Genomic DNA, 23,346 nt, shown 5'->3' on the forward strand with positions numbered 1-23,346 from the left:
ACCATGGGTGCGCAGCCTGCCGGCAGCAAGCTAGCACACCGGCCTGTGCCGGCGCGCACTCTCACTTGATTCCCATCCATGCAGTCAAAAGAAAAAGAAGATCCAGAAGGCTTCAAAATCACACCTCGCGACGTTGCCTCTAAGTATAGGCGAGGCAACGCCTGAGTGAAAACAGGAAATCAGCCAAATAACGCGTCTTACTTGATTTCGACGACGGCACCGGCTTCTTCCAGTTCCTTCTTGACCTTTTCAGCGTCTTCCTTGGAGACACCTTCTTTGATCTTGCTTGGGACACCTTCAACCATGTCTTTGGCTTCCTTCAAGCCCAGACCGGTGATGCCACGAACGACCTTGATCACGCCGATCTTCTGAGCACCAAAGTCGGTCATGACGACGTCGAACTCGGTTTGCTCAACAGCAGCAGCCGCACCAGCATCGGCACCACCACCTGCCATCACAACACCACCACCAGCGGCGGCTTCGATGCCATGAGCGTCTTTCAGGTAGTCGCCAAGCTCAACAGCTTGCTTCAGGGTCAAACCAGCGATCTGATCGCCCAAACCCTTGATTTCTTCAGATACTTCGACGGTTGCAGTTGCTTCTTCGGACATTTCGGATCTTATCCTTTCAACACGATTTGCAGTGGGGCTTGCCCGCCTGCGCCAGGGAATACGGATGTTTTGTAGTGAGGAAAACGTGGTTGTCGGCAAGTGCCGGACCGACGCTTTGCCGAGAGGAAGGAACTAGCCTTCTTGATTTTCGCCGACCTGCTTGATTTGCGAGGCCAATTTGGCACCTGGGCCCTTAACCTGAGCTGCCAGCGTACGTCCAGGACCCAAGATCTGACCAACCAGGAGAGACAGCTGTTCGGCACGATTTGGCCACTTGCTGATCGCCTTGACGGTGTCTGGGGTCAAGGATTCGCCATCCATGACACCACCCTTAGCGGTGAAGCCAGGGAACTTATCGTCGTCGTTTAGCTTGACGACTTCCTTCGCGAGGTCGACGAAATCTTCGCCGCCCCAGACGATGGCGGTGCTGCCTTCCATTCCTTCAAAGGCTGGAGCGAGGGACGTGCCTTCACAGGCCTTCGCGGCCAGTGTACGACGTACCACCAGAAGGCTCAGGCCCTTCTCGCGGAGCTGCTTGCGAACAGTGAATGTCTTGTCCGCATTCATACCCACAACGTCGACCACCAGCAGGTCGTTCACCCCGTCGAGTCGCTTGGACAAGTCGGAGATCACCAGGTTTTTCAGATACTTACTCATGGCTCAGGGCTTCAGTAACGATGTGTGTTGGCGTAACGCCTTGCGAGTGAGGAACCAATTAGAGTGCGACTTGAACCCCAGGGCTCATCGTGGCACTCAAATTGACGCTACGAACATAGGTGCCCTTCGCCGCTTGAGGCTTGAGGCCATTGATATGATCAACAAAGGCGCGGATGTTGTCTTCCAACTTATCCGCTTCGAATCCGAGACAACCAACCACTGCGTGGACGATGCCAGCCGGGTCGTTACGAAATTCGACTTTACCTGCCTTGTACTCTTTGACGACGCGAGCCACGTCAGGCGTGACGGTACCAGCACGTGGCGATGGCATCAAACCACGAGGACCGAGGACGCGACCGAGAGGACCAACCAGCCCCATCATGTCAGGCGAAGCAATACAGACGTCAAAGTCCAGCCAGCCGTCCTTAATCTTCTTTGCCAGGTCTTCGGCACCAACTTCGTCCGCACCTGCTTCTTGAGCAACCGCAACGTTGTCACCCTTGGCGAAAACGATCACGCGTTGAATCTTGCCAATACCGTGAGGCAAAACCAAGGCACCACGAACCAACTGGTCAGCCTGCTTCGGGTCGATCCCCAAACGCATCGCGATTTCGACCGTTTGATCGAACTTGGTGGTGTTGAACGACTTCAACAGTACGATCGCGTCTTTGAGGGTCAGGGCGTCGCCAGGCACCTTTTCAGCCAGGGCCCGATATCGTTTGGATTGTTTAGCCATCGTCAATCGCCAAATTAAAGGGAGATAATGTTCGCAGTAGTTGGGGCAGGGCCTACTCGGTGACTTCCAAGCCCATGCTCCGAGCCGTTCCTTCGATCATTCGGCGAGCATGTTCCAGGTCGCGGGCATTGAGGTCGGCCATCTTTTGATTGCAGATGTCATCGATCTGCTCGCGGCTAACCTTTCCAACCTTCTTCGTGTTCGGCGTGCCACTTCCTTTGGCCAGACCGGCTGCCTTCTTCAATAGGGCAGCAGCTGGGGGACTTTTGCAAATGAACTCAAAAGTCCGGTCGTTATAAACGGTCACGACAACAGGAATGGGCATGCCGTTGAATTCACGGGTCTTGTCGTTGAACTGCTGGACGAATTGGCCCAGATTCACGCCGTAACGACCCAACGAGGTACCAACCGGAGGAGCCGGAGTGGCCTGACCGCCGGGGACCTGAAATTTCGCTTGACCTACTTGTTCCCGTGCCATTTTGCTATTTCCCGTGCTGCGTGCGATCTGTCATCCGCGACGCAACCGTGTGCTATGAAAACCGTGTGCTTAGTAAACAAAGGCCCCGAGGGTTGTTCTCAGTATCCGCCGATAAAGGGGAGCTAGAAGAATCGACCAACGGTCCGACTGACTATGGGATTAAACTGGCTCCATTTGCCAGTGTTCCATCTCCACAGGCGTCGTGCGGCCGAAAATATTGATCATGACCGTGACCCGGCCATTGGTTTCGTCGATCACTTCGACATCTCCTTCGAAGTTCTCGAAGGTTCCTTCCGTGATCCGAACATGATCGCCAATCTTAAAGCGAATGTTCGTTTTCACTTCTTCTTGTTCGCCTTCGTCGGGCTTGCGCGTCTTCTTGACGATGCGATCCACTTCGTGCGGCAACATCGGAACCGGCTTGCCGCCTGCTCCCGTGAAATCACCAATGCCGCCCGTTTCCCGAACCACGAACCACGTTTCGTCGTTGATCGCCATGTGAACGACGATGTAGCCCGGGTAAAGCTTCTGCTTGGTGACCTTCTTCTTGCCGTTCTTGTATTCCACCAAATCCTCGGTGGGGACAAGAATCTCCCCAAAGTAATCCTCAAGCCCAGCCATCTTTACACGGCGGATCAGGTTCGCACAAATCGACTTCTCGCGATTGCTCTGAACTTTGAGGATGTACCAGTCCTTCTCTGCCGCTTCTTCGGCGGCTTCATCTTCTTCAGTAATCTCTTCGATCGGGCCACGCTTCCTGCCGGAAGCTGCTGCGGGCTTCTCCTCCGTTACAGGCTCACCAGCAGGCACATCCCTCGATTCGTCTGCAACTGGCTCGGCCGAAGCTTCTGACCCGGCAGCGACTTCTTCCGCAACTTCCGCTGCCGCTTCGTCACCACCCACAGTTTCATCCGCGGCATCCTCAGGGACTGCGTTTGGTTCCGACTGGATCTCCGAGTCCTCGGGATCTTTTTGCGGATCGAACGAATTGTCAGCTGAGCTTACCACGAATTAAAACCTTAACCGGCTGTTATTGACCGGACCTGTCTGCGAAGAACGAGCGATGACAACTTCAACTGAAACTTGTCAACCGGCACCTGAACTAGGATCGTTGGGGATGAGCCCAATGGCCTTGAAGACCGTGATCCACAATAAGTCAAAGGTGAACAGCAACAACGCCAGTATGAAGATCAATGCGATCACCACGATGACACTTCGCCACAACTCGGCCTTGGAGGGCCAAGTCACTTTATTCATTTCTGCTTCGACGGCGATCAAAAAGTCCGCGAAAGTCGGCCAATTGATCAGTCGATAGGCAACCCAAAAACCAACTGCTACCAACACGCCTGGAATGGCATATTCGAGCTTATATTGCACCATTGCTGTGTATGCAGCCAACTGCTGATACAGCTGATACGCAGCAATCAAAATCAGAACCCAAATCGCAAGCAATGTCGCTTGGCGGGCAATCCTGCCCTGGGTTCGTTTATATCGATTCGCTTGAACCAGCTCGTTGAGCAGGGAAGCGGAACCGACAGTCTTCTCCTTGGCCATGGTCACTCTCAGTCTTTGGCGTTCTTGCCGCGGCGACGACTAGCAAATGCAATATTGTCGTTTACCGGTGTGACGCGCCCAACAAGTTCGGTAACACCAATGAATAGCAGGGGCGGAGGGACTCGAACTCTCAACATCTGGATTTGGAATCCAGCGCTCTGCCAATTGAGCTACGCCCCTGGAGCATCGCCGAACAAAGCCAACGCTTTGTCCGGCGAGCTGAATTCTAAACAAGTCCTACTCGGTGATCTTGGTAACAACGCCGGAACCGACTGTCTTACCACCTTCGCGAATAGCGAAGCGAACACCTTCAAACATAGCGATCGGCTTGTGCAGCTCGACTTCGATTTTAACGTTGTCGCCTGGCATGCACATTTCAGCACCAACCAAGTTAGCCGTACCGGTAACGTCCGTGGTTCGGAAGTAGAACTGTGGACGATAACCACTGAAGAACGGGGTATGACGACCGCCTTCTTCCTTGCTCAAGCAGTAGATCTCTGCCTCGAACTTGGTGTGAGGATTGATCGAACCTGGCTTGGCGAGAACCTGACCACGGGAAATGTCTTCACGCTTGACACCGCGGAGCAAGCAACCGACGTTATCGCCAGCAACACCTTCCTGCAGGATCTTGTTGAACATTTCAACACCGGTAACGGTGGTCTTGGTCGGCTTCTCGGTCAGACCGAGGATTTCAACTTCTTCACCAACCTTGACGATACCGCGTTCAATACGACCGGTAGCAACCGTACCACGACCTTCGATCGAGAACACGTCTTCGATGGCCATCAAGAATGGCTTGTCGGTTTCGCGTTCTGGTTCTGGAATGTAGCTATCGAGAGCGTCAACCAACTCGGTGATGCACTTGGAAGCTTCCGGATCGGCTGGGCTGTTGTAAGCAGCGAGCGAGTTACCGCGAACAACTGGGCAATCGTCACCTGGGAAGTCGTTCTTGCTTAGCAATTCGCGAACTTCCAGCTCAACCAGGTCCAACAACTCTTCATCGTCGACCAGATCGCACTTGTTCAAGTAGACAACGATGCAAGGCACACCGACCTGACGAGCAAGTAGAACGTGCTCTTTGGTCTGCGGCATAGGACCGTCAGCAGCGGAAACCACCAGGATCGCGCCGTCCATCTGGGCAGCACCGGTGATCATGTTCTTCACAAAGTCAGCGTGACCAGGGCAGTCAATATGAGCATAGTGACGAGTCGGGCTTTCGTACTCGACGTGAGCCACGGCGATCGTCACGGTTTTGGTTTCGTCACGAACCGTACCACCCTTGGCGATTTCCGAATAAGCCTTCATCTTGGCCAGACCCTTAGCAGCCTGAACCGCCAGGATTGCGCCCGTCGTCGTTGTTTTACCGTGGTCGATGTGACCGATGGTGCCAACGTTGACGTGTGGTTTAGATCGTTCAAATACGTCCTTGGCCATTTTCTATGTCTTTCTTACCCCAGTTAAACCGTGAAAAAATTGGGATTTGTTCAAATACGAAAATCAAGGTGCCGTGAAGAGCTGCTGAAGGGACTTGAACCCTTGACCTCTTCCTTACCAAGGAAGTGCTCTACCACTGAGCTACAGCAGCCGAAAAATGGGAAGCATGATTGGGGTTTTGCTTCCGTCACCTTTACCCGGCTACCCGCTTCCGAGCCGCCCAAACGGACAACCCCGATTCTCGATATCAACGCCATCAGCAACCAACATGGCCGCCTGGGCAATTTCGCAACAAGCCGGGTAATGCAGCTCACTGCGAAGCGGGTGAAGGGAATCGAACCCTCGTCTTCAGCTTGGAAGGCTGTTGCTCTACCATTGAGCTACACCCGCAACCTACCCAGGCCTTCTCGTTTTCTTTTCCAATAAAGCCCAGGGTTTCAATTTAGTGGGGGGTACAGGATTCGAACCTGTGAAGGCAATGCCAACAGATTTACAGTCTGTCCCCTTTGACCGCTCGGGAAACCCCCCAACATATCCGCTTTCACCGGACCCCGAAAGCTGCTGCCTCGGGAACCCGTCGTTTTCGGCACTTTTCAATCCAACGTCGGCCCAAAAGTACCGTGAACGAAGCTAGCGGAGGGACTTGAACCCACAACCTGCTGATTACAAATCAGCTGCTCTGCCAATTGAGCTACGCTAGCCCACTACCTGGGCTTTATGGAAAACCAATAAATATAACGAGTCGAGTTTTCCCCGCAAGGCAGGAACATACCACCGGAGGCAAAAATCGACCAAAATCCCATCTGGCATTCAGACACATGCCAAATGCGTTTGTTCGCAGCATCTTCAGTGCCCGACTCGACACCATCGGTCATCCACGGGCAAGGCCGTTGAACCGGCTGTCTTGAGCCAACAATACGCATGCAGCGTCCAGATGACTACACTCACGATCCAGCGGCATTTGCCGAACTGCTGATTGAACACCAAAAAAGAAACGCTCGCCAGCCCTGAGGAAGACTAGCGAGCGCCTGAGTGAGTTACTTTGAAGAAATTTTGCCGGCAAAAGCATTATCACCGGCGATTACCCCGCAAACGACTAATTCGTTTCCGGTAAATCGAAGTTGAAGTCGCGGGCAGCCGTTTTCAACTTGTTCAGGGCCCGGGCTTCAATTTGGCGGATTCGCTCCTTCGTCACACCCAACTCCTCGCCGACCTCCTTCAAAGTCTGCGGTTCGCGGGAGTGATCCAGTCCGAATCGGCGGATAATAATCTTCTGCTCACGCTCGTCCAAGCGATGCAAGATCTTATCGATCTGTCGCTCACGCTGCTGCTGAGCCATTTCCTGCTCGTACTGATCGCTACGCTCGTCGACCCGCGTGGTGAAGTACTCATCCAAGCTAGTGCGGTAACGATCGCGATGGCGGAACTCAACCGGAATAGTTCGGGCGAAGTTCTTCATGATCGCCCAACTGCAGTAAGTGCTGAATTTGTTACCACGCGAGTAGTCAAATTTCTCCGCAGCCCGAATCAACGACATGTTACCGTCGGAAACCAACTCGAAGAAGTCTTCCGTCGCAGCCACATGACGCTTGGCAATCGAAACCACCAATCGCAAGTTGGACTGCACGATCAAGTTCTTCACTTCGCTGGCTAGGTCGTAAAGTCGCTCGATTTCGTCCATGTCGCTCGACTTGGGACGCTGTTCATCAAGCTGTTCGCGAATCTTTAAGGCCTTGTGCTTGAGGAAGTTGAACTTCCGGAACAAGTGATACTCTTGCTCACGGTTCAGAAGCGGCATTTCATACAGCGAGGCTAGGTAGGTCGGCAAGCCGGACGGCACCCGAACCTTACGAGCCGGTTTCTCGTGCGGTGGCATATCACCAAGGATTTCCTCTTCCAACTCCGGCTTTTCAAAGTCGTCGTTGTAGATATTATCCAGCGGCAATTCCATGACGTGGCGGTAACGAATTTCGTTAATCACGCGGTAAATCGATGCGCGAGTTCGCCCATGCTTCTCCGAGAGACGATCGACCGAGACCCCGTGACGATACTCGCCGTAGATGATCTGCTTGGCCGACTCCGTTAGCGGCCCCGTTCCACGCGGGAAAACAGCCTCTTTCGGCATTTCGTCATCATGATTCTTCAGCGTATATCGAATCGTCTCGACACTACGGTTCATCTTGGCAGCGACCCGCTTGGCCACTTCCGACGGTGTACCACCGGCGTTTGCAAGACGACGTGCTCGGTCGATAATTTCCAGCTTTTCCGCTTCCGACAACTGGCTGAAGTGTCGGCCGCGTTCAATACGATCCGGATTATCTTTGACGAATCGCTCGACGCTGGAACGAAGAAACCCGACTCGCTTACGCCCTTCAAACAGAAACTTTCGACTAACTAAGCCTTGCTTCCGCCATCGAGAGATCGTCTTCGTCGAGACGTTGAACCGATCACTCAGTTGTTCGACGGTAAGAACTTCCTCTGGCACGGAATCAACGGAGACATCCGCTGCGTCAGACAAGTCTTCGACCATCAAACGCAAGTCTTCGGCCGCCGATTTGCCAGGCAGCAAAGAACCGACGCTCGGCTGTTCTGGACGGAAATCTGTGAGCCGGTAGTAGATATAATCAACCGGGTATTGTTTGCTTGGGTCAATCTCGGAGATTAGTTTCTCCGCACGATTGGCCTGATCGAGCTTACGATCCCGGGGAGCGTATTTGATTTGCTGATCGCGTAACTGACGCAACGCGACATTTTGATATCCCTTGTTCATGTTGTCCCTCACTCAGTGATCAACAACATCCGTCTGGTTATCCCTGCGAGTTCCGATCGCCCAGACGATGTTTAACTTGGAGCGATCCCCCCTTCCCGGGGAGACACTCAAGCAACGGGACAGCTACCCGCGCTTCGGCAGGCGCCTCTTTCTGTCAGATGCTTGATAAGTTGAGTTGGTCGCACAATAAATGGATTAACAATCAACTATTAGTCTGCAAACCAACTCCTTCTAAGACCTTATACGAGGAAATGACCGCTTTAGTTGTTCATTTGTTCGTACTTTTTTCAAAATCCACCCCATCGGGGGCATGCCAAGCGGGTTGTTCTTCGCGGTAAGTCAATCCACCGTAAGCTGTTGCGAATTCCGTGCCGAATATCGCGACTAACCGCAACTTCGTACGGCTCGGCCAAGGATTGTCAAATCGGTCGCATTATCAGTTACCGCAGCAGAAAGAATCTTTCAACATGCTCTGCGAATATTGACGATTCTCACGTATGTAGCGATTTCGCTTATGACCGCGACACTATAAATCCCAGGCCGATCTCATGTTTTTCGATGCTTGCACGGCAATATTCGTTACAGAAAACCACGGAAAACCGCTCTTTGGCTCTGCCATCGTAAGCTGCGTGGCCCTTGTTTTACTGTGCGGTAGCTCACCTTGCAGCGCTGCGGACACTTGGAAGCTCGAGGAAAATCTCCAGGGCAAAACCAGGCAGATTAGCTCCGACCTGAAGGTCCAGGGAACAATGCGGATCAATCCTGATGGCCGTAAGGTCCGCCACTTCCCCATGGCACTCACAGGTCAATATGTGGCCGTAGAGAGAAATTTGAGTCCAACCACTGCGATTCGCTTTTACAAGAAGGCGGAAACCGAGTCGACGGCGAACGAAAAGCCCTTGAAAGACTCACTACCAACCGTAAAGCGGCTTATCAGCGTCCAAACTGACACTTCTGGCTCCATTCTTTCGAGCCCAGAGTACACCCTCAGCCGAGAAGAGCTTGAGCTAATTAACGTGCCCGGCAATCCAGCAGTGCTGGGAAAACTGCTCCCCAAAGAAGCGATTGGCACCAATAAGACCTGGTCTCCAGATAGCCATGCCCTAGCCCAATGCCTGGGCATCGATGCCGTCAACAGCCACGAAATCACTGGGGTTTTAACCGAAGTCGACAGTGCAGGAGTGGCAAAGATTACGTTTTCCGGCAAGGCGTCCGGTGCCATTCAAGGTGTCGCTACCGAAATCGGGTTGAAAGCCCGGATGAACGTCGACACAAAGCAAAAAATGATCACCTGGTTCGCCGCTTCTATCGAGGAAGAACGAGCCATCGGACACGCAGTTCCAGGGTTTACGGTAACGGCCGTGGTTCGGACCCAGATTCAACCAACCCAGCCGATTGAACAGCTAAGCGATGCAAACCTCGCCAAACTCGATCTCGAATCAGGGGACGGCATGAAAATGCTTTCGTTCACTGGGAAAGAGGCTGGCTTCCGCGTGTTGCACGGCCGTCAGTGGTTTGCCTTGGCAGAAACCGCGAAGCAAACCGTCTTCCGTATGGTTTCCGACGGCGAACTACTCGCACAAGCAAACGTCAACCGCCTAACTAACCTCAAGCCAGGCGAACAAACAACCCTGGAAGGCTTTGAAGCCGAGGTCAAGAAGGCCCTGGGCGAGCGACTTGGCCAAGTAATTGATGCTGCCCAGTCGATCAACTCTCAAGGACTTCGCGAACTCCGCGTTTCCGCCGTAGGCACGGCTGACGGGATGCCGATCACCTGGATCTATTACCTGGTTTCGGACGATCAAGGGCACCGCTACTCGACCGTTTTCACGTTTGAAACAAAGTTGGCCGAGAAATTTGGCCAGGCGGATCGCTCTTTCATGAGCGGCTTTGACTTGATCGAAGATGCCCAACAGCCGACGTCCGCTGGCGAGCAGGAAGAATCGGAACCAGAACAGCCGGCTTTGATCCAAGCTAGGATTGAACCAGCGACGACGATTCGTTGATACGAACAGCATTGGCGTAGAATAACAGTCACAACTTAAGTTTTGATGTTCCCAACTTTGGGAAAGGCCTCATTGTGATTGTTCGTCCTCATCAGGCTCCTAGCGGCGAGTCGCTGCTGTACCTTATTCCACAATCAGTTCACGCAGCCTTATCAGGCGACCTGGCATCGCACTGGGGGCAGAGCGGTTTCCTTCCTCTGGTTCATCCAGAAGTCGTTTGGCCCGCTATCTTTCATCATGACGACGGCTGGATCGCGACCGACAATGCCCCACCGGTCGATCCCGAGACCAAGCGTCCACTCTCGTTTCTGAACACACCAACCGCCGAAGCCCACTCGATCTGGACAAAGTCGATTCAGGGCGCAGCCCGGATCAGCCCGTTTGCCCAATATTTGATTGCCGAGCATTTCATGATGCTACGCGAGCATAGTCATTCGGCTGACTCGGAAGCAGGCCAGCTCTTTCTCAGCAAGTACGAAGAACTGTGCGAAACTTGGCGAGATCGCTGGGAAGAACGTCACCCGGCATGCGACGACCAAGATGTGCAGCTTGCGATTCGCCAACTTCGCTTCTTCGACTGGTTCAGCCTTTGGCTTTGCCTGGCAGAACGCACCGAATCGCACACGTTTGACGAGACTCCTCAAGAGCTTTCGCTTACCGTGATACCCCAAGAAGATGGCATCTTCGTAACCGATCCGTGGCCCTGGACGGTCGATGAGGTACACGTGGCGGTCGGCGGCTGGCTGGTGCCGGATCGAAATTACGACGACACCGAGGATGTACTCAGCGAGCTAACGGACTGGCGGCGACTCAGCTGGCGGTTCGTACCGAAATAGATCGCATCAAGCAACCGACACACCAAATAGCTTGCCAATGAGCGATGTGACAACCATTGCCACAATTCCCCAGAATGCGACTCGCGCGGCGCCTTTCCATGGCGAAGCCCCCCCAGTGACTGCCGACAACGCACCAAGCACGCCCAGACTAAGCACAGTGACAATCGCCACGAGGAAAACAACCATCGACTTCGGAGCGACCGCGGAAACGCCGACCGGCAACGCCGCGCCGATACTGAAGGAAAGGGCAGATGCCCAGGCCGCTTGCAGAGGCCGAGCCGCCAAATGCTCGGAAATCCCCAGCTCGTCTCGTAGATGTGCCTTGAGGGCGTCCTTCTCCATCAGTTGCCGAGCCACCTGACGGGCCAGATCTGGTTCTAATCCGCGCTGAACGTAAATCTCGGTCAGCTCGACTAATTCCCCCTCAGGATCGGCGGCGAGTTCACGCTGCTCAAGTTCGGTGTCGGCTTGTTCCGTATCGGCCTGAGAACTAACCGACACGTACTCGCCTGCCGCCATCGACAGCGCCCCGGAAGTCAGTCCAGCGACGCCAGAAAGGACAACCTGAAAGTAATCTGCATCAGCCGAGGCAACCCCGACGATCAAACTGCCGACTGAGAGAATGCCATCGTTCGCCCCGAGCACTGCCGCGCGGAGCCAGCCAATTCGATCCGCACGATGAAACTCTCGATGAATAGGCCTGGGACTCATCTATCAACACTTTCAAAAGGAAGTCCAACTGAAAGAACCGCCCTGACCAGGGCCCAGCCCATTATGGCGAGGCAGTTCGCCAGTTGGCAGGCGCCTCCGCAATTCAATAAAAAAAGCCCTGGACGAAACCAGGGCTTTTTTGTGTTTTGAGTGGCAGGACAGGCAGACTACTTCTTACCGTCTTCTTCCTTGACCTTCTTCTTCTTCTTCATCGAGATCTTCACGACCTTGGTCTTGGGCAGACCGATCGGCGACGTCGATTCTTCGTTGAAGGAACCTTGGGCCTTCATTTGAGCGATACGTTCGCTGCGTTTCAGAACACTGCGGGTCGAAATACCACCCCGCTTCACTTTCAGGCTTTTATCGATGGTCACGGCAACTCTCCTGATTTATGCGTTATCAGGCGGAAAACGTGCATTCCGCCGGTTAAATGGTCGCCCTAGCGATGGACCGAGGTCCAGGGGAAACGCATTATGATACCAGAGGCCCCATAGCCGTCAAGGCGTAACCAACCCGCCGAACGGGCCGTTTCTAAGCCTCCATTTTCTTGATTCGCTGCAGCTTCGTCAGAAGATCTTTCGCAGTTTCCGGCCGCCGGCGGGGGTCCCGCTCGATGCACGACATGATCAAGTCACCCAGTTCCTGGTTCAGACCAGGCCGCTTTTCAAAGATATCGCTAGGGGCCATCGTGTCGTGGGTCAGGGCATCCCGACCTGTCCCTTCCAAGGCAGCCCAAGGCAATTCGTAAGCCAAGAGGCGGAAACCAGTTACACCTAGTGAAAAGATATCGACCCGCTGGTCGGTCGGACGCCGACGGACGATCTCGGGCGCCATGTAATTGGGGGTTCCTGTACGGTTGCCAGGCGCCATGAACTCAGGCTTGGCGGGCAAGGTAAGGCCAAAGTCGATCAGCTTACACGAGCGACAATCGGGAGCCGCAATGAAGTTACGGGGACAGATATCTCGATGGATATAGCCAGCCTCATGAACGCAGGCCAGAGCATCTGCCATTTGCCGCAATAAGATCAACTGCTTACCTTCCAGCATCGGATCGCGATCGACAATCAGCGAGTTGAGACCCCGACCATCCAAATACTCCATCAGCAAGTATTGCTGACCGGTGATGACCAGGCCATGCTCGATCGTCCGCACGATACACGGATGAGTCAAGGACATCGCGATCTCGCCCTCTTTGGGCCGTTTGAGGCCAGCGAAGCGCGAGTCGAAGAATTGCTGCTTCTCGAGATCGAGAATCTTGAGCCCCAGTGTTCGTCCGGTACCATGCTCGCGAACCTTGTAGAATTCGCTCATCGTCCCAGAAACCGCTTCGCGCAAGATTTCAAATCGCGAGGCGATATCGAGCTTGGGTTGTCCTGCAAAAAAGGACGTGAACTTCTTCAGCAGACTCATTGGGAGGAGGAACTCGTCACGAAGGGGTAAACCTGAAATAGCAATTCAAATTTAGGCCCCTGAACGGATTCCGTCCGACAATTGGGCGCAGGAATGCCCAATTAATGTCTCGGGAAGTTTTGATGAGTTGTCTGTTCCGGTGCCTCTCCCCCCACTTTAAGCTGGCAGGTACCCGAAAACAAGGTCGTGCGTCCGTGCTTGTTAACCGGGTATTTCAGGGAAGAGGCGGTAAAATCATCATTTACCGCAATAGTCGATCGATCGGGCGATCTCGAGCTTTAGCTTATTTCGAGGCACAATTCGGTCGACAAAACCGTGTTCCAGCAAAAACTCGCTCGTCTGAAAACCTTCCGGGAGATCAATCCGGATGGTCGCCTTGATGGTACGTGGTCCGGCAAATCCGACCAATGCTTGCGGCTCGGCGAAGATCAAATCCCCCAGCGAGGCAAAGCTAGCTGCTACACCACCCATGGTCGGATTGGTTAGGACCGAGATGAACAATCCACCAGCTTCATGGAATCTGGCCAAGGCAGCGGTCGTTTTGGCCATCTGCATCAGGGAGTAAATCCCTTCGTGCATACGGGCACCACCACCGGAGCCACTGATGATAATTAGCGGCAGGTCTTGGGCGGTGGCTCGCTCGATCAAGCGAGTTAGCTTTTCGCCTACCACGCTACCCATACTTCCCATGATGAACGCGCTGTCGGTGACGCCAATGGCAACACGGCGGGCACGAATCATGCCGCAGCCGGTCAAAGCCGCATCGCGCAGGCCGGTACGTTTTTGCTCCGAAACGATACGGTCGGCGTATGCTTTCTTATCTTTGAAGCCCAGCGGATCGAGCGAGGTGAGGTTCGCGTCCCACTCCTCGAAGGTCCCGGCGTCGAGTACCTGATCGATTCGCTGCTGGGCGGAGATGGTCCAGTGATAATCACACTCAGGACAGACGCCCAATAGCTGTTCGGCTTGCTTGCGAAAGATCACGGCCTGGCAGCCAGGACAGCGTTGCCATAACCCCTCGGGTACGCCACGCTTCTTCGGCTTGCTGGAATCTTCGCTTTGGGTATCGATATCCGAAGTGACGGATGCCATGCTCATTTCCTCGACGGGAGGTGATGTCGGAGAGGTAGTTTCCAAAGGGTTGGTCGCTGACTTAGACTTTGGAGACGACGGCGTTTTTTTCATACTGGATGAGTTCCCACCATCCACATCGACGTTCAGCTTCCCACAAGTTCCCGAATTCGGTTTGCAAGATCTCGCTGCGAATGATGGATGCCAGAGGTTCAGGGGCGACCACAATCACATTGCCGTCACCTTTTTGATGCTTTTTCCATATCTTGTCTAGGGCGTTCTGCACACGCAACCGTACCTCGCCTAACGTCTCCCCTTGGGGGGGGCAGACCGCCTCTGGGTTTTCTTGCCATAGGCGATAGACGGTTGGTTGGTTTTGCTTGACCTCGGTGATTAGCTTTCCCTGCCACAAACCGGCATTCAGATTGGCCAGCGAATCCATCTGGCGGACCTTCATCCCCAGTGAGGTGGCAAAAGCTTCGGCCGTTTGAGCACATGCCTGGCATGGGCCGCAGTAGATCGCTTTGAAGTCGAGTTCACGGAGTTGATGTACCATTTCCGAGGCTTGACGTGTTCCTTCGTCCGTTAGAGGAACCGCCAATCGACTGCGGATACGACCTTGATGGTCGTATTCTGTCTGCCCGGGTCGTACAAGCACAATGCGTAGCATGGCAAGCTGTTCTCAATTAGGTGGAAACGTGCGCGGTGCGATAGAGCTCGTCGATCGCGGCGCTGTAGTCCGATTGATTGAAAATCGCTGATCCTATTACCAGGAGATCTGCTCCCGCTTCCGTGCAAGCCTGAACTGTTTCCAAGTTCACGCCCCCGTCTACTTCCAAAAGAAGGTCCTTGGGGCCTGCCTTACGCAGAGCCTCAAGCTTCTCGAGTGCTACCGGGTTGAACTTCTGTCCGCCGAAGCCTGCATTCACACTCATAATGAGTATCAAGTCTGCGATTTCCAGGAAAGGCATCACACGCTCAACTGGAATGTCCGGGTTGATAGCAACGCCAGCGCCGGCACCGAGCTCCTTGATTTCTTGCAGAATCCTTGCGGTCTCATCCCCTGCCGCTTCCTCGTGGATGGTAATGATATCCGCGCCCGCCTCATAGAACTGTCGGACGTATCGGCCTGGATTCTCGATCATCAAATGGACATCGAGGGGAAGTTCCGTAAGCTTGCGAAACGCGGCAACAATCGGCATTCCGTAAGTCAAATTGGGGACGAAGTTTCCGTCCATCACGTCCAAATGGAGTGCTTGCACGCCAGCAGCTTCCAACTTCTGTACTTCTCCCCGCATATCGCTGTAGTCGCACGATAGCACGGAGGGGAGAATAAGCGGTGACTGTTGGCGGAGTCGCGCAAGATGCGAACGACGAGACATGCCAGACCTTGATTCAGGGGAAGGATCACTTCACCAAGTTGGGAATTACATGCCCATTGGTTAGCAATCTCCGTTAGAGATCGCAGAAGTGTTCTTAGAGGCGAATTAAGCCCCTCAAATTTCGTTGGGTCAGATTATACATACGACACTAGTGCTCGTCAGCCGCTAAAGCACGCGATCCATGTAAGCTATTACGAACAATACACTTAGGGAGACAACTTAATCGTCTAGACTCTGTGGTTGGGGTAAATCATCAAGGGATGTCAGCCCAAACAGCTGTAAAAATCGCTCGGTCGTTGTATAGCGTTTGATCCGCTTTTCTTCGGGATCGGGCTGCATCCGTAACAGCCGGCGGCGGACTAACTGGGTCAGAATGGGCCCACTCGGCTTGTTTCGCATTTCATCGACCTCTTCCCGAGTCGCTCCCTGGTTGTAGGCAACCAGTGAAAGAACATCGATTGCTGGCTGCGATAACTTCGCCTCGCGGACCTTGCCGTAAAATTTCTCGCGTAGCGGCCGGAATTCATTTCGAAGGCTCATCCGATATGTGTTACCGACGGCGGCGATTTCGTACGGACATCCTTCCGCTTCGTACTTGCGATTCAGCTGGGCGACGAGATCGTCAATTTCGTCCGGCTTCACGCCCCGCATCACCGATGCGGCTTTTTCGGCAGTTAGCTTGTCATTCGAGGCGTTTCCGACAAATAAAAGCGCTTCGAGGATGGTCGTTGGCGAAAGTTCGCAGGGATCTTCCGCAACCGCTTCTTCCGCGAGACGCGAGATGGCTTCGGCGGTCGATTCTTCCTCTGGCTCATTTTTCTCAGGATCGGGCGATTCCTCTTGAAACGGAGAGGCCCGGCCTCCGAGTGCTTCGGCATAAGTCGCCGATAAGCGATCGAGGGATAGACCACCATCATCCCCCGTATCTTCGGCGAACATAGCAGAGAGATCGAATTGTTCTTCCTCGTCGGTCATAAGTCGCACTATATCGGCCGCACGCCTGATCGCTCAAGCCGAAAGCGAACCATTCGAAACGAACATGGCCACGCAAGCGTGGCCATGAGTGATCAACCTCAGAAGCGGGATTGCCGTTTACCAGCGTTTGGCAACCTCTTGCTTCATGAATGCCAGTCCATCTTTGGCAAGTTGCAGTTCGGTATCGAACATCTTTCGCCAGATCTTGGTCGCCGCAGCGATTTCCGGAAGGGCGAGGCCGAATGCTTCAACAACCATCCAACCGTCGTAGCCAACTTCCTTAAGAGCATCGAAATTAGTATCGAAGTCGACGTGGCCCGTGCCAGGCGTAGCGCGGTTGTTTTCAGAGATATGCACGTGATGCAGCACGTCGGCGCAATCACGAATCGCTTGCGCCATGTCCGCTTCTTCGATGTTCGAGTGGAACGTGTCGTACATCATCTTGCAGTTAGGATGATTGACTTCCCGCACGAACTTGGCCGAGTCCTTGTGCACATTCAGCAGATAGCATTCAAATCGATTAAGCGCTTCAACACCCAGCATCACGTCGACGTCGCCCGCATACTCGGCGACTTGACGCATCGATTCCACTCCCCACTTCCATTCGTCGGCCGTCGGTCCGGCACCACTGAAGTAGCCGATGGCCGAGTGATAAGGACCAACCAGCGTTTCGGCACCAAGCGCTGCACAACAATCGAGCGTCTTCTTATTGAGTTCGACACCCTTCGCACGCACGGCAGCATCCGGGCTGATCGGGTTGTCCTCTTCATTACGGACCGTCACCGCCGTGCACTTGAGGTCCATCGCTTTGATCTTTTCGCCATACTTGGTCCACTTGTCGACGTCCAAGTTAAATAGCGGGATTTCAACACCGTCGAAGCCGGCGGCCTTCAATTCTTCGATCACCGGCAACAAGCTGTCATCGGGATCGCCAGACCAAAGCAACAAGTTCATGCCAAATTTCATCGACGGGGTCTCCTGGTCAAACTTCGAGCGAATAGAGGGATCTACGTGGGGTGCACGGTCAACAAGGCCGCGGAGGAGGCCCGAACTTCGCGTCGAAGCTCTGGCAGAAGCGACCGAAATGAATCCGGCAAAGCTCGTAGTTTGACGCGTTGCATGACCTGATTCAACCGGTAGAGCAGTTTTTCGTCGTCGGGATAATCTTCCAAGAAACGGACCTCGACGAAACGTCCGATGAACCAATCGAGCCGGTCGGCAGGTCGTTCGGCAATTCGCTCGACCGTCTGCTGAACGATCGCCCCATCGATCTGTTTCATAGCGGAATAATAGGCGTTCAGCTCTTCGGGATCGTTCTCCATCAAGACCGAATCGAGGAGCAACTCGACTAAGATATGTCCAAGAAAACTAGGCCGTAGTCCGCTGTCCTTACCCAAGAAATCGCGAATCCGCTTGGTGAAATCCCACTGCAAGCGGTTAAATTCCTCGGTCCGGTGAAACCAATCGTCGTCCGCATGATGCTGCACGATGCCGGCCGCAATCTCCGCTTCCCGTGGATCGCTCGATGCGACAAGTGGGGCGGCCTTCTTCGAGCGACAACGACACTTTCGATCGACGACGTTCAACCAATCCGGGACTGCCGTGCCAGCCAAGAAGTAGGGGCGGTCGATGAATCTTCGTCCGTGGGCTAAGTAATTCATGCTACTATCTTTGCCGACCAATAAAAAAGGGAAAGGGCAATCGCTTACCCTTTCCCCATGTTTCATCGAAACTTGGCTGGTGATCGCTTACACGTCTTTCCAACACTTTTCGGCAGCACTGGCCAAAACGGCATCACACACTTTGGCGGTTTCCAGGGCACTACGGAAGGTTGGCTCGCATGGCTTGCCTTCTTGCAGGCTCTTAAGGAAGTCGGCGACCTGATGCACAAAGCTGTGTTCGTAACCGATGATCAAGCCGGGGACCCACCAGTGATCCATGTAGGGGTGTTCGCCGTCGGTGACGTGAATGGTGCGCCAACCTCGGACTTCTCCTTCGTCGGCATGATCGAAGTATTCGAGACGATTCAAGTCGTGCAGATCCCAGCGAATCGAAGCGTGTTCGCCATTGATCTCGAACGTGTAAAGCGCCTTATGCCCACGTGCATAACGGGTCGACTCAAACAAACCGAGCGAACCGTTATCGAAATGGCAGAAGAAGGTACATGCGTCATCGATCGTGACCGGTTCCTTCTTACCGGTACCACTGTGCATACGCTCCTTGACGAACGTTTCGGTCATGGCACTGACGTCTTTGATATTGCCGTTGAGCCAAATGGCCGTATCAATACAGTGCGCTAAAAGGTCGCCCGTCACACCCGAACCAGCGGCTGCGGCATCTAAACGCCAAAGTCCGGCACCGCCTTGGGGGACGTCGGCATTGATCGTCCAGTCTTGCAGGAAATTAGCGCGGTAGTGGAAGATTTTGCCGAGCTTGCCACTATCGATGATCTTCTTGGCCAGCGAAACGGCCGGTAAGCGGCGATAGTTGTACCAGATCGTGTTGGCCACGCCGGCGTCTTCGACCGCCTTGACCATTTCTTCCCCTTCGGCCGCGGTGCGTCCGATCGGCTTTTCGCACAAAACCATCTTGCCCGCCTTGGCGGCGGCAATCGAAATCGGCGCGTGCGTGTCGTTCGGAGTGCAGATATCGATCGCATCGATGTCATCGCGTGCGATTAGCTTTTCCCAATCGGTCTCGTACGACTCGTATCCCCATTGTTCGGCGAACGCTTTGGTCTTTTCTTCGCTACGACCACACACGGCCTTTAAGACCGGTTGGTAATCGAGTTCTGGAAAGAAGTCAGGGACACGTTTGTAACCGTTAGTGTGTGTACGACCCATGAAGCCGTAACCGACAAGGCCGATACGAAGTGGTTTCTTTGCCATGGAGGTATTCTCCCAGAGGAAAGCGCGAAGGCAATTCGCGCGTGGGGTGATAGTTGGAAGGGCTTTCGGCGGAGAACTAGTTCCAGCCGCACTGGTCGCGGACCTTGATCATCGCATCCAGAATTGTGTTCCAGGTCTCTTGTTTCTCGAGCATTTCGTTCGGGAACATACAACCGTCCCAGCAAATGTGCTTGATGCCGCGGTCTTGCGCGCCTTCGAGCCAGTACTTACTGCACTTCACGATATCGAGTTTGCCGTTGGGATCGTCGGCAGGACAGTGGCGTCCGGTCTTATCGTGCGAGCCGGTTCCATGTACGCTTCCGTCGTTCTGAGCGACGTGGAAGTCGATGGTCCACTTCCGCAAAGCGTTGGTCATCTCAGTGTATGCGGCCCAGAACTCTTCTTCGGTGTAGCCTTCCTTAAGTAATGCGTGCTCAGGCGCGTTGTAACCCATGAGGTACAAATAGGTGTGCGCCAAGTCGGCCTGGAAACCAACCGTTTCTGGCATCCCGACTGCCTCGAGCAGTTCGATGATATTCTTCCAGGAATGCATCGCCCCCCAACAGATCTCACCTTCAGCTGCCAGGCGCTCACCGTTGTCGGCGGCCACCTTACCAGCTTCTTGGAAGGTTTCCGCAATTTTGGCTGTGTTGCCGGCAGGATCAGCAGACCATGCTTCCACACCGGAAGCGGAATCAATCCGGATTACGCCATACTGCCGCACGCCATGTTCGTTGAAGATCTTGGCAATGCGGCAAGCCTTCTTCACTGCGAGCACGAAGTTACTTCGTTCTTCGTCAGTCCCCATCGCCGGACCGCCGACGGTGCCGGGCCAGATTGGCGCTACTAACGATCCGATTTTCAGATTGTGCGAAGCAACGAGGTCAGCGATTCGCTTCAATTCGTCGTCGGAAGCATCGGGATCAGTGTGAGGGTGAAACAGGAAGTAGTCGATCCCATCGAATTTGATGCCGTCGACTTCGGCTCCCGCGGTCAGTTCGAGCATGCGTTCCAAGCTAATCGGAGGATGGTCGGTCCCTTCTTCCTTACCAACCAAACCAGGCCACATGGCGTTATGAAGTTTCGGGGACGAGTAGGGATGCTCGCTCATGAGGTGGACTCCAATGGAGATTGTCTGCGGTTAAGGTTGAAAAGTATTTCTCCATGAGACATCCGCTCACCAAGAGCAGGATGAACCACGGACGAGGCTTGCTTACTGAAAACGTTTGGCCAGTTGGCCGCTTCTTCGAAGGCTTTGATTAGCATGAGTCGCACCCGACTCGACCTGCGCCGGTGGTCGAAGCAAAGTCCCATTGGGCGATGCTCTCGATCATCTCAGTCAGTCACTTCGGTGCGAATCGCGATCGGGTAGGAAGGGGTCGCAGCACCGACTTGCATATCAATCGAATTGAATGAGTACAGTGGGTGCACGATGCCGCATAGGAAATCGCCAGTTTTAACAAGTTTTATTCCGCTGACAAGTAAATGCGGTTGATTTCACCGCGTCAGTGCTGGAAAGCAGAGCCTAATCTCCTTATGTTAGCGGATGATCCTCCTTTATCGCCAAAGCTACTTGAGAGACGCAAGCAAGACGGAGCTGCCATCATGAGTAATCGTTGGATCCTGAGTGAATACGATGTGGAATCGGCCTTCCAACAACCAGCCCCATTTCTCAAGACTCTCAAGTCGCATGGTCTGGCGGTGACGCACACTCGCTTGATCGGAGGCCGCCGCGATGGGGTTGAGCTGCTTACCGTTAACAACGGCGATTTCTCCTTTACGACCATCCCAACCCGTGGCATGGGCATTCATCAAGCCAAACACGGCGACACGCAACTTGGTTGGACGTCGCCGGTGGAAGGCCCTGTTCATCCGCGGTTTGTCCCCCTTTCCGAGCCAAGTGGTCTCGGGTGGCTAGATGGCATGGACGAGCTGATCGTTCGTTGTGGACTAGAGAGTAACGGCGCTCCCGAATTCGATTCGGAAACCAATCGTCTGAAGTATGGACTCCATGGTCGGATCGCGAATCAACCGACTGAAGATGTCGTGGTTGAAGTTTCCGAAGATGGCGAACTCTGCATCAGTGGCGAAGTTCGCGAGACACGCTTCCTATGTTACAACGTCGCGATGAAAACCGAGATACGCACGAAAGATGGCGAGAACGGTTTCCGCATTCGCGATAGCATCATCAATCGCTCGGCCCAGGCTACCACGGCTCAGATGCTTTACCACATCAATCTCGGCGCACCAATCCTGGGCGAGGGGGCGTCGGTCGTTTGCCCGGCGGTTGAAGTTTGTCCGCGTAACGATCACGCGGCAACGGGAATCAAGCAGTGGTCGCAGTACGCCGGCCCAACCAACGGGTTTGTCGAGCAAGTTTACTTCATGCAACTGGCGGCAGACGACAAGGGACAAACGTGTGCCCTGTTAAAGAATGCAGCAGGGGACAAGGGCGTGTCGATCCACTTCAACATCAAGCAGCTTCCATACTTTATTATCTGGAAGAATACGGCTGCCACGGAAGATGGCTACGTCACCGGATTGGAGCCCGCCACAAACTTCCCCAATCCTCGATCGTTCGAAGAAAAGCATGATCGTGTGATCAAGTTGGCGCCAAAGGCGACGTATGACATCGATCTGGCTCTGCAATTTCATCCCGACTCGGCCAGCGTCGAAGCAGTCGAGAAAGGCATTAGTGACTTAGCTTTCGCCACCGATGCTAAGGTACACGCAACTCCGCAGGCCAACTGGTGTAGCTAATGGCTACTCAGCGAGCGGCGGCTGGCTGACTAACGCGCGCTGCGTTTCGATCACGCGAATCGCCTGCTGCTTATCCATGGTTAAGTAGCGATCACGTCCCTTCTCTTCGGGAACGAATCGTGTGAATCCGTCCTTGTCGACCGAGACCCTCCCAGGCTCAGAAAGTCCAAAATAATCGTCTTCTGGGCGGACCGCGTAGAGAACACTAGTCAAGTCCCATGTTGGGCGATCATGATTCGGCCCGCTATGCAGAAGATACGACTCTCGCACGATGTGATGGGGAACATAGTCGAAATCACGGGCAATGCTTTCACGTGGGTATGGTGCAGCGATGCCAATCAAAAAGTCGCTCCAAACGACCGGCGAATCTGGAGGCCACTTCGCCGCAAAACGCTGCATCGAGTCGATGCCGTTTCTCACGTTCGCTTCCAGAAAGTGTTCGTTTCCTTTGACGGGGCGAAATGCGCCCGCCATGACGGAAGTTAGTCGAACCTTTTGACGAATCAGTTCTTTCCCGGTCAGCGGACTAATCTCATCGGCTTCTGACTCGACTAACTCGGCCAAGTTCGCGGCCAGGCCAACCTGGATTAGAACTACTGACTTGTCCTGTGCCTCGGCCAATGCTCGTCGCAGCACAGCGACTGCATCTGGGGCATTGTCACTTGATAAAAGATCGTGAGGATAGCGAAACTCACGGCCATCTTTTGTTTTCCCGAGCTTTAAGTACTTGCTGTCCCGCTTCTGGGCATCGCGTGTGACGCCGATTGGAATGTCACCACGTCCATAGAACGTATTCACAGCATCAACGAATGGCGCGGTGAGCGGATTAATCTTAGAAATCGTAACCGCTTTGAGTTCGCATTCTTTGCGATCGGCCAGGGCGTGCAGCATCGCCAGAGCCAGAACATCGTCGACATCGCCGGAGATATCGGTGTCGAAAATCACTGGAATCGGCTCTGACGCCGCTACGTTGGAAATTCCGGCGAAGGTAACCAACAAAGAAAGCAGGGCAGGGGCGAGATAGGTTCGGAGCATCGATGCACTTCTGACGAATACATGGTGGGGCA

General features: G+C 54.0%; 23 protein-coding genes and 5 tRNA genes. 3 read left to right on the forward strand and 25 right to left on the reverse strand.

The genetic code is table 11. The annotated features are described in order from the left end of the window. Nucleotides 1-197 precede the first annotated feature (197 nt). From rplL to C5Y83_RS16530, 13 genes are all read right to left on the reverse strand, one after another. Nucleotides 198-611: a 50S ribosomal protein L7/L12 gene (gene rplL / locus C5Y83_RS16470; RefSeq protein ID WP_105330873.1), complete on the reverse strand. Its 414-nt coding sequence runs from the start codon at nucleotides 609-611 to the stop codon at nucleotides 198-200. A gap of 132 nt (nucleotides 612-743) precedes the next feature. Then, the gene (rplJ, locus tag C5Y83_RS16475) at nucleotides 744-1,268 is read right to left on the reverse strand and encodes a 50S ribosomal protein L10 (protein WP_105330874.1); all 525 of its coding nucleotides are present in this window, start codon (nucleotides 1,266-1,268) and stop codon (nucleotides 744-746) included. Between the two features lie 58 nt (nucleotides 1,269-1,326). After that, nucleotides 1,327-2,004 (reverse strand): 50S ribosomal protein L1, encoded by a 678-nt coding sequence (gene rplA, locus C5Y83_RS16480; protein ID WP_105330875.1) that lies wholly within the window; start codon nucleotides 2,002-2,004, stop codon nucleotides 1,327-1,329. A gap of 52 nt (nucleotides 2,005-2,056) precedes the next feature. Continuing rightward, nucleotides 2,057-2,482 carry a 50S ribosomal protein L11 gene (gene rplK / locus C5Y83_RS16485; protein ID WP_105330876.1) on the reverse strand — a complete coding sequence of 142 codons (426 nt, stop codon included), beginning with the start codon at nucleotides 2,480-2,482 and terminating at the stop codon, nucleotides 2,057-2,059. Between the two features lie 159 nt (nucleotides 2,483-2,641). Then, nucleotides 2,642-3,490, reverse strand: a complete 849-nt coding sequence (gene nusG, locus C5Y83_RS16490; protein ID WP_233207257.1) for a transcription termination/antitermination protein NusG — start codon at nucleotides 3,488-3,490, stop codon at nucleotides 2,642-2,644. A gap of 78 nt (nucleotides 3,491-3,568) precedes the next feature. Continuing rightward, entirely contained in the window at nucleotides 3,569-4,036 is a 468-nt protein-coding gene (gene secE / locus C5Y83_RS16495; protein ID WP_105330877.1) for a preprotein translocase subunit SecE, read from the reverse strand. 107 nt (nucleotides 4,037-4,143) lie between these two features. Beyond that, nucleotides 4,144-4,216: transfer RNA gene (locus C5Y83_RS16500), tRNA-Trp, on the reverse strand. A 57-nt stretch (nucleotides 4,217-4,273) separates the two neighbouring features. After that, nucleotides 4,274-5,470 carry an elongation factor Tu gene (gene tuf, locus C5Y83_RS16505; RefSeq protein WP_105330878.1) on the reverse strand — a complete coding sequence of 399 codons (1,197 nt, stop codon included), beginning with the start codon at nucleotides 5,468-5,470 and terminating at the stop codon, nucleotides 4,274-4,276. Nucleotides 5,471-5,549: 79 nt separating this feature from the next. Next, nucleotides 5,550-5,621: transfer RNA gene (locus C5Y83_RS16510), tRNA-Thr, on the reverse strand. A gap of 168 nt (nucleotides 5,622-5,789) precedes the next feature. Beyond that, nucleotides 5,790-5,860: transfer RNA gene (locus C5Y83_RS16515), tRNA-Gly, on the reverse strand. Between the two features lie 56 nt (nucleotides 5,861-5,916). Beyond that, nucleotides 5,917-5,998 (reverse strand) — tRNA-Tyr (locus C5Y83_RS16520). Nucleotides 5,999-6,098: 100 nt separating this feature from the next. Continuing rightward, nucleotides 6,099-6,171 (reverse strand) — tRNA-Thr (locus C5Y83_RS16525). 395 nt (nucleotides 6,172-6,566) lie between these two features. Beyond that, the gene (locus tag C5Y83_RS16530) at nucleotides 6,567-8,240 is read right to left on the reverse strand and encodes a sigma-70 family RNA polymerase sigma factor (RefSeq protein WP_105330879.1); all 1,674 of its coding nucleotides are present in this window, start codon (nucleotides 8,238-8,240) and stop codon (nucleotides 6,567-6,569) included. A 749-nt stretch (nucleotides 8,241-8,989) separates the two neighbouring features. Here C5Y83_RS16530 and C5Y83_RS16535 point away from each other — a divergent pair. Next, nucleotides 8,990-10,246, forward strand: coding sequence for a hypothetical protein (locus C5Y83_RS16535; protein ID WP_105330880.1), 1,257 nt, complete (start codon nucleotides 8,990-8,992; stop codon nucleotides 10,244-10,246). Nucleotides 10,247-10,320: 74 nt separating this feature from the next. Beyond that, nucleotides 10,321-11,082, forward strand: a complete 762-nt coding sequence (locus C5Y83_RS16540) for a DUF3891 family protein (RefSeq protein WP_158262384.1) — start codon at nucleotides 10,321-10,323, stop codon at nucleotides 11,080-11,082. A 6-nt stretch (nucleotides 11,083-11,088) separates the two neighbouring features. Here the strand turns inward: C5Y83_RS16540 and C5Y83_RS16545 are convergent, their stop codons facing one another. The 11 genes from C5Y83_RS16545 to C5Y83_RS16595 all read right to left on the reverse strand — a co-directional run bounded on the left by C5Y83_RS16545 (nucleotide 11,089) and on the right by C5Y83_RS16595 (nucleotide 20,630). Beyond that, complete coding sequence (locus C5Y83_RS16545; protein WP_105330882.1) at nucleotides 11,089-11,793, reverse strand: VIT family protein; 705 nt, start codon at nucleotides 11,791-11,793, stop codon at nucleotides 11,089-11,091. A gap of 167 nt (nucleotides 11,794-11,960) precedes the next feature. Beyond that, nucleotides 11,961-12,167 (reverse strand): small basic protein, encoded by a 207-nt coding sequence (locus C5Y83_RS16550; RefSeq protein ID WP_105330883.1) that lies wholly within the window; start codon nucleotides 12,165-12,167, stop codon nucleotides 11,961-11,963. Between the two features lie 157 nt (nucleotides 12,168-12,324). After that, nucleotides 12,325-13,203, reverse strand: coding sequence for a serine/threonine protein kinase (locus C5Y83_RS16555; protein WP_105330884.1), 879 nt, complete (start codon nucleotides 13,201-13,203; stop codon nucleotides 12,325-12,327). Between the two features lie 237 nt (nucleotides 13,204-13,440). Further along, nucleotides 13,441-14,301, reverse strand: coding sequence for an acetyl-CoA carboxylase, carboxyltransferase subunit beta (gene accD / locus C5Y83_RS16560; protein WP_105330885.1), 861 nt, complete (start codon nucleotides 14,299-14,301; stop codon nucleotides 13,441-13,443). Between the two features lie 55 nt (nucleotides 14,302-14,356). Beyond that, complete coding sequence (locus tag C5Y83_RS16565; protein WP_105330886.1) at nucleotides 14,357-14,944, reverse strand: histidine phosphatase family protein; 588 nt, start codon at nucleotides 14,942-14,944, stop codon at nucleotides 14,357-14,359. Between the two features lie 16 nt (nucleotides 14,945-14,960). Next, complete coding sequence (gene rpe / locus C5Y83_RS16570) at nucleotides 14,961-15,656, reverse strand: ribulose-phosphate 3-epimerase (protein WP_105330887.1); 696 nt, start codon at nucleotides 15,654-15,656, stop codon at nucleotides 14,961-14,963. 219 nt (nucleotides 15,657-15,875) lie between these two features. Then, on the reverse strand, nucleotides 15,876-16,631 hold the full coding sequence (gene scpB, locus C5Y83_RS16575) for an SMC-Scp complex subunit ScpB (RefSeq protein WP_105330888.1): 756 nt from the start codon (nucleotides 16,629-16,631) through the stop codon (nucleotides 15,876-15,878). A gap of 117 nt (nucleotides 16,632-16,748) precedes the next feature. Beyond that, a complete protein-coding gene (locus C5Y83_RS16580) occupies nucleotides 16,749-17,597 on the reverse strand; it encodes a sugar phosphate isomerase/epimerase family protein (protein WP_105330889.1) in 849 nt (282 codons plus the stop codon). Between the two features lie 41 nt (nucleotides 17,598-17,638). After that, nucleotides 17,639-18,292, reverse strand: coding sequence for a hypothetical protein (locus tag C5Y83_RS16585; RefSeq protein WP_105330890.1), 654 nt, complete (start codon nucleotides 18,290-18,292; stop codon nucleotides 17,639-17,641). An 87-nt stretch (nucleotides 18,293-18,379) separates the two neighbouring features. Beyond that, on the reverse strand, nucleotides 18,380-19,519 hold the full coding sequence (locus C5Y83_RS16590; protein WP_105330891.1) for a Gfo/Idh/MocA family protein: 1,140 nt from the start codon (nucleotides 19,517-19,519) through the stop codon (nucleotides 18,380-18,382). 76 nt (nucleotides 19,520-19,595) lie between these two features. Continuing rightward, entirely contained in the window at nucleotides 19,596-20,630 is a 1,035-nt protein-coding gene (locus C5Y83_RS16595; RefSeq protein ID WP_105330892.1) for a sugar phosphate isomerase/epimerase family protein, read from the reverse strand. A 494-nt stretch (nucleotides 20,631-21,124) separates the two neighbouring features. Between C5Y83_RS16595 and C5Y83_RS16600 the strand changes: the two genes are divergently transcribed. After that, a complete protein-coding gene (locus C5Y83_RS16600) occupies nucleotides 21,125-22,279 on the forward strand; it encodes an aldose 1-epimerase family protein (RefSeq protein ID WP_158262385.1) in 1,155 nt (384 codons plus the stop codon). Nucleotides 22,280-22,282: 3 nt separating this feature from the next. Here C5Y83_RS16600 and C5Y83_RS16605 read toward each other — a convergent pair whose 3' ends face one another. Further along, nucleotides 22,283-23,314, reverse strand: coding sequence for a nucleoside hydrolase (locus C5Y83_RS16605; protein WP_105330894.1), 1,032 nt, complete (start codon nucleotides 23,312-23,314; stop codon nucleotides 22,283-22,285). Between the last annotated feature and the right edge of the window lie 32 nt (nucleotides 23,315-23,346).

The organism is Blastopirellula marina, assembly GCF_002967765.1.
GTDB classification, from domain to species: Bacteria; Planctomycetota; Planctomycetia; order Pirellulales; family Pirellulaceae; genus Bremerella; species Bremerella marina_A.

Bases quoted from the DNA above. Each gene is read 5' to 3' on its own strand.
- rplL (WP_105330873.1), bottom strand. From the start codon at position 611: ATGTCCGAAGAAGCAACTGCAACCGTCGAAGTATCTGAAGAAATCAAG.
- rplJ (WP_105330874.1), bottom strand. From the start codon at position 1,268: ATGAGTAAGTATCTGAAAAACCTGGTGATCTCCGACTTGTCCAAGCGA.
- rplA (WP_105330875.1), bottom strand. From the start codon at position 2,004: ATGGCTAAACAATCCAAACGATATCGGGCCCTGGCTGAAAAGGTGCCT.
- rplK (WP_105330876.1), bottom strand. From the start codon at position 2,482: ATGGCACGGGAACAAGTAGGTCAAGCGAAATTTCAGGTCCCCGGCGGT.
- secE (WP_105330877.1), bottom strand. From the start codon at position 4,036: ATGGCCAAGGAGAAGACTGTCGGTTCCGCTTCCCTGCTCAACGAGCTG.
- tuf (WP_105330878.1), bottom strand. From the start codon at position 5,470: ATGGCCAAGGACGTATTTGAACGATCTAAACCACACGTCAACGTTGGC.
- C5Y83_RS16530 (WP_105330879.1), bottom strand. From the start codon at position 8,240: ATGAACAAGGGATATCAAAATGTCGCGTTGCGTCAGTTACGCGATCAG.
- C5Y83_RS16535 (WP_105330880.1), top strand. From the start codon at position 8,990: ATGCGGATCAATCCTGATGGCCGTAAGGTCCGCCACTTCCCCATGGCA.
- C5Y83_RS16545 (WP_105330882.1), bottom strand. From the start codon at position 11,793: ATGAGTCCCAGGCCTATTCATCGAGAGTTTCATCGTGCGGATCGAATT.
- C5Y83_RS16555 (WP_105330884.1), bottom strand. From the start codon at position 13,203: ATGAGTCTGCTGAAGAAGTTCACGTCCTTTTTTGCAGGACAACCCAAG.
- accD (WP_105330885.1), bottom strand. From the start codon at position 14,301: ATGAGCATGGCATCCGTCACTTCGGATATCGATACCCAAAGCGAAGAT.
- C5Y83_RS16565 (WP_105330886.1), bottom strand. From the start codon at position 14,944: ATGCTACGCATTGTGCTTGTACGACCCGGGCAGACAGAATACGACCAT.
- rpe (WP_105330887.1), bottom strand. From the start codon at position 15,656: ATGTCTCGTCGTTCGCATCTTGCGCGACTCCGCCAACAGTCACCGCTT.
- scpB (WP_105330888.1), bottom strand. From the start codon at position 16,631: ATGACCGACGAGGAAGAACAATTCGATCTCTCTGCTATGTTCGCCGAA.
- C5Y83_RS16580 (WP_105330889.1), bottom strand. From the start codon at position 17,597: ATGAAATTTGGCATGAACTTGTTGCTTTGGTCTGGCGATCCCGATGAC.
- C5Y83_RS16585 (WP_105330890.1), bottom strand. From the start codon at position 18,292: ATGAATTACTTAGCCCACGGACGAAGATTCATCGACCGCCCCTACTTC.
- C5Y83_RS16590 (WP_105330891.1), bottom strand. From the start codon at position 19,519: ATGGCAAAGAAACCACTTCGTATCGGCCTTGTCGGTTACGGCTTCATG.
- C5Y83_RS16595 (WP_105330892.1), bottom strand. From the start codon at position 20,630: ATGAGCGAGCATCCCTACTCGTCCCCGAAACTTCATAACGCCATGTGG.
- C5Y83_RS16600 (WP_158262385.1), top strand. From the start codon at position 21,125: ATGAGTAATCGTTGGATCCTGAGTGAATACGATGTGGAATCGGCCTTC.
- C5Y83_RS16605 (WP_105330894.1), bottom strand. From the start codon at position 23,314: ATGCTCCGAACCTATCTCGCCCCTGCCCTGCTTTCTTTGTTGGTTACC.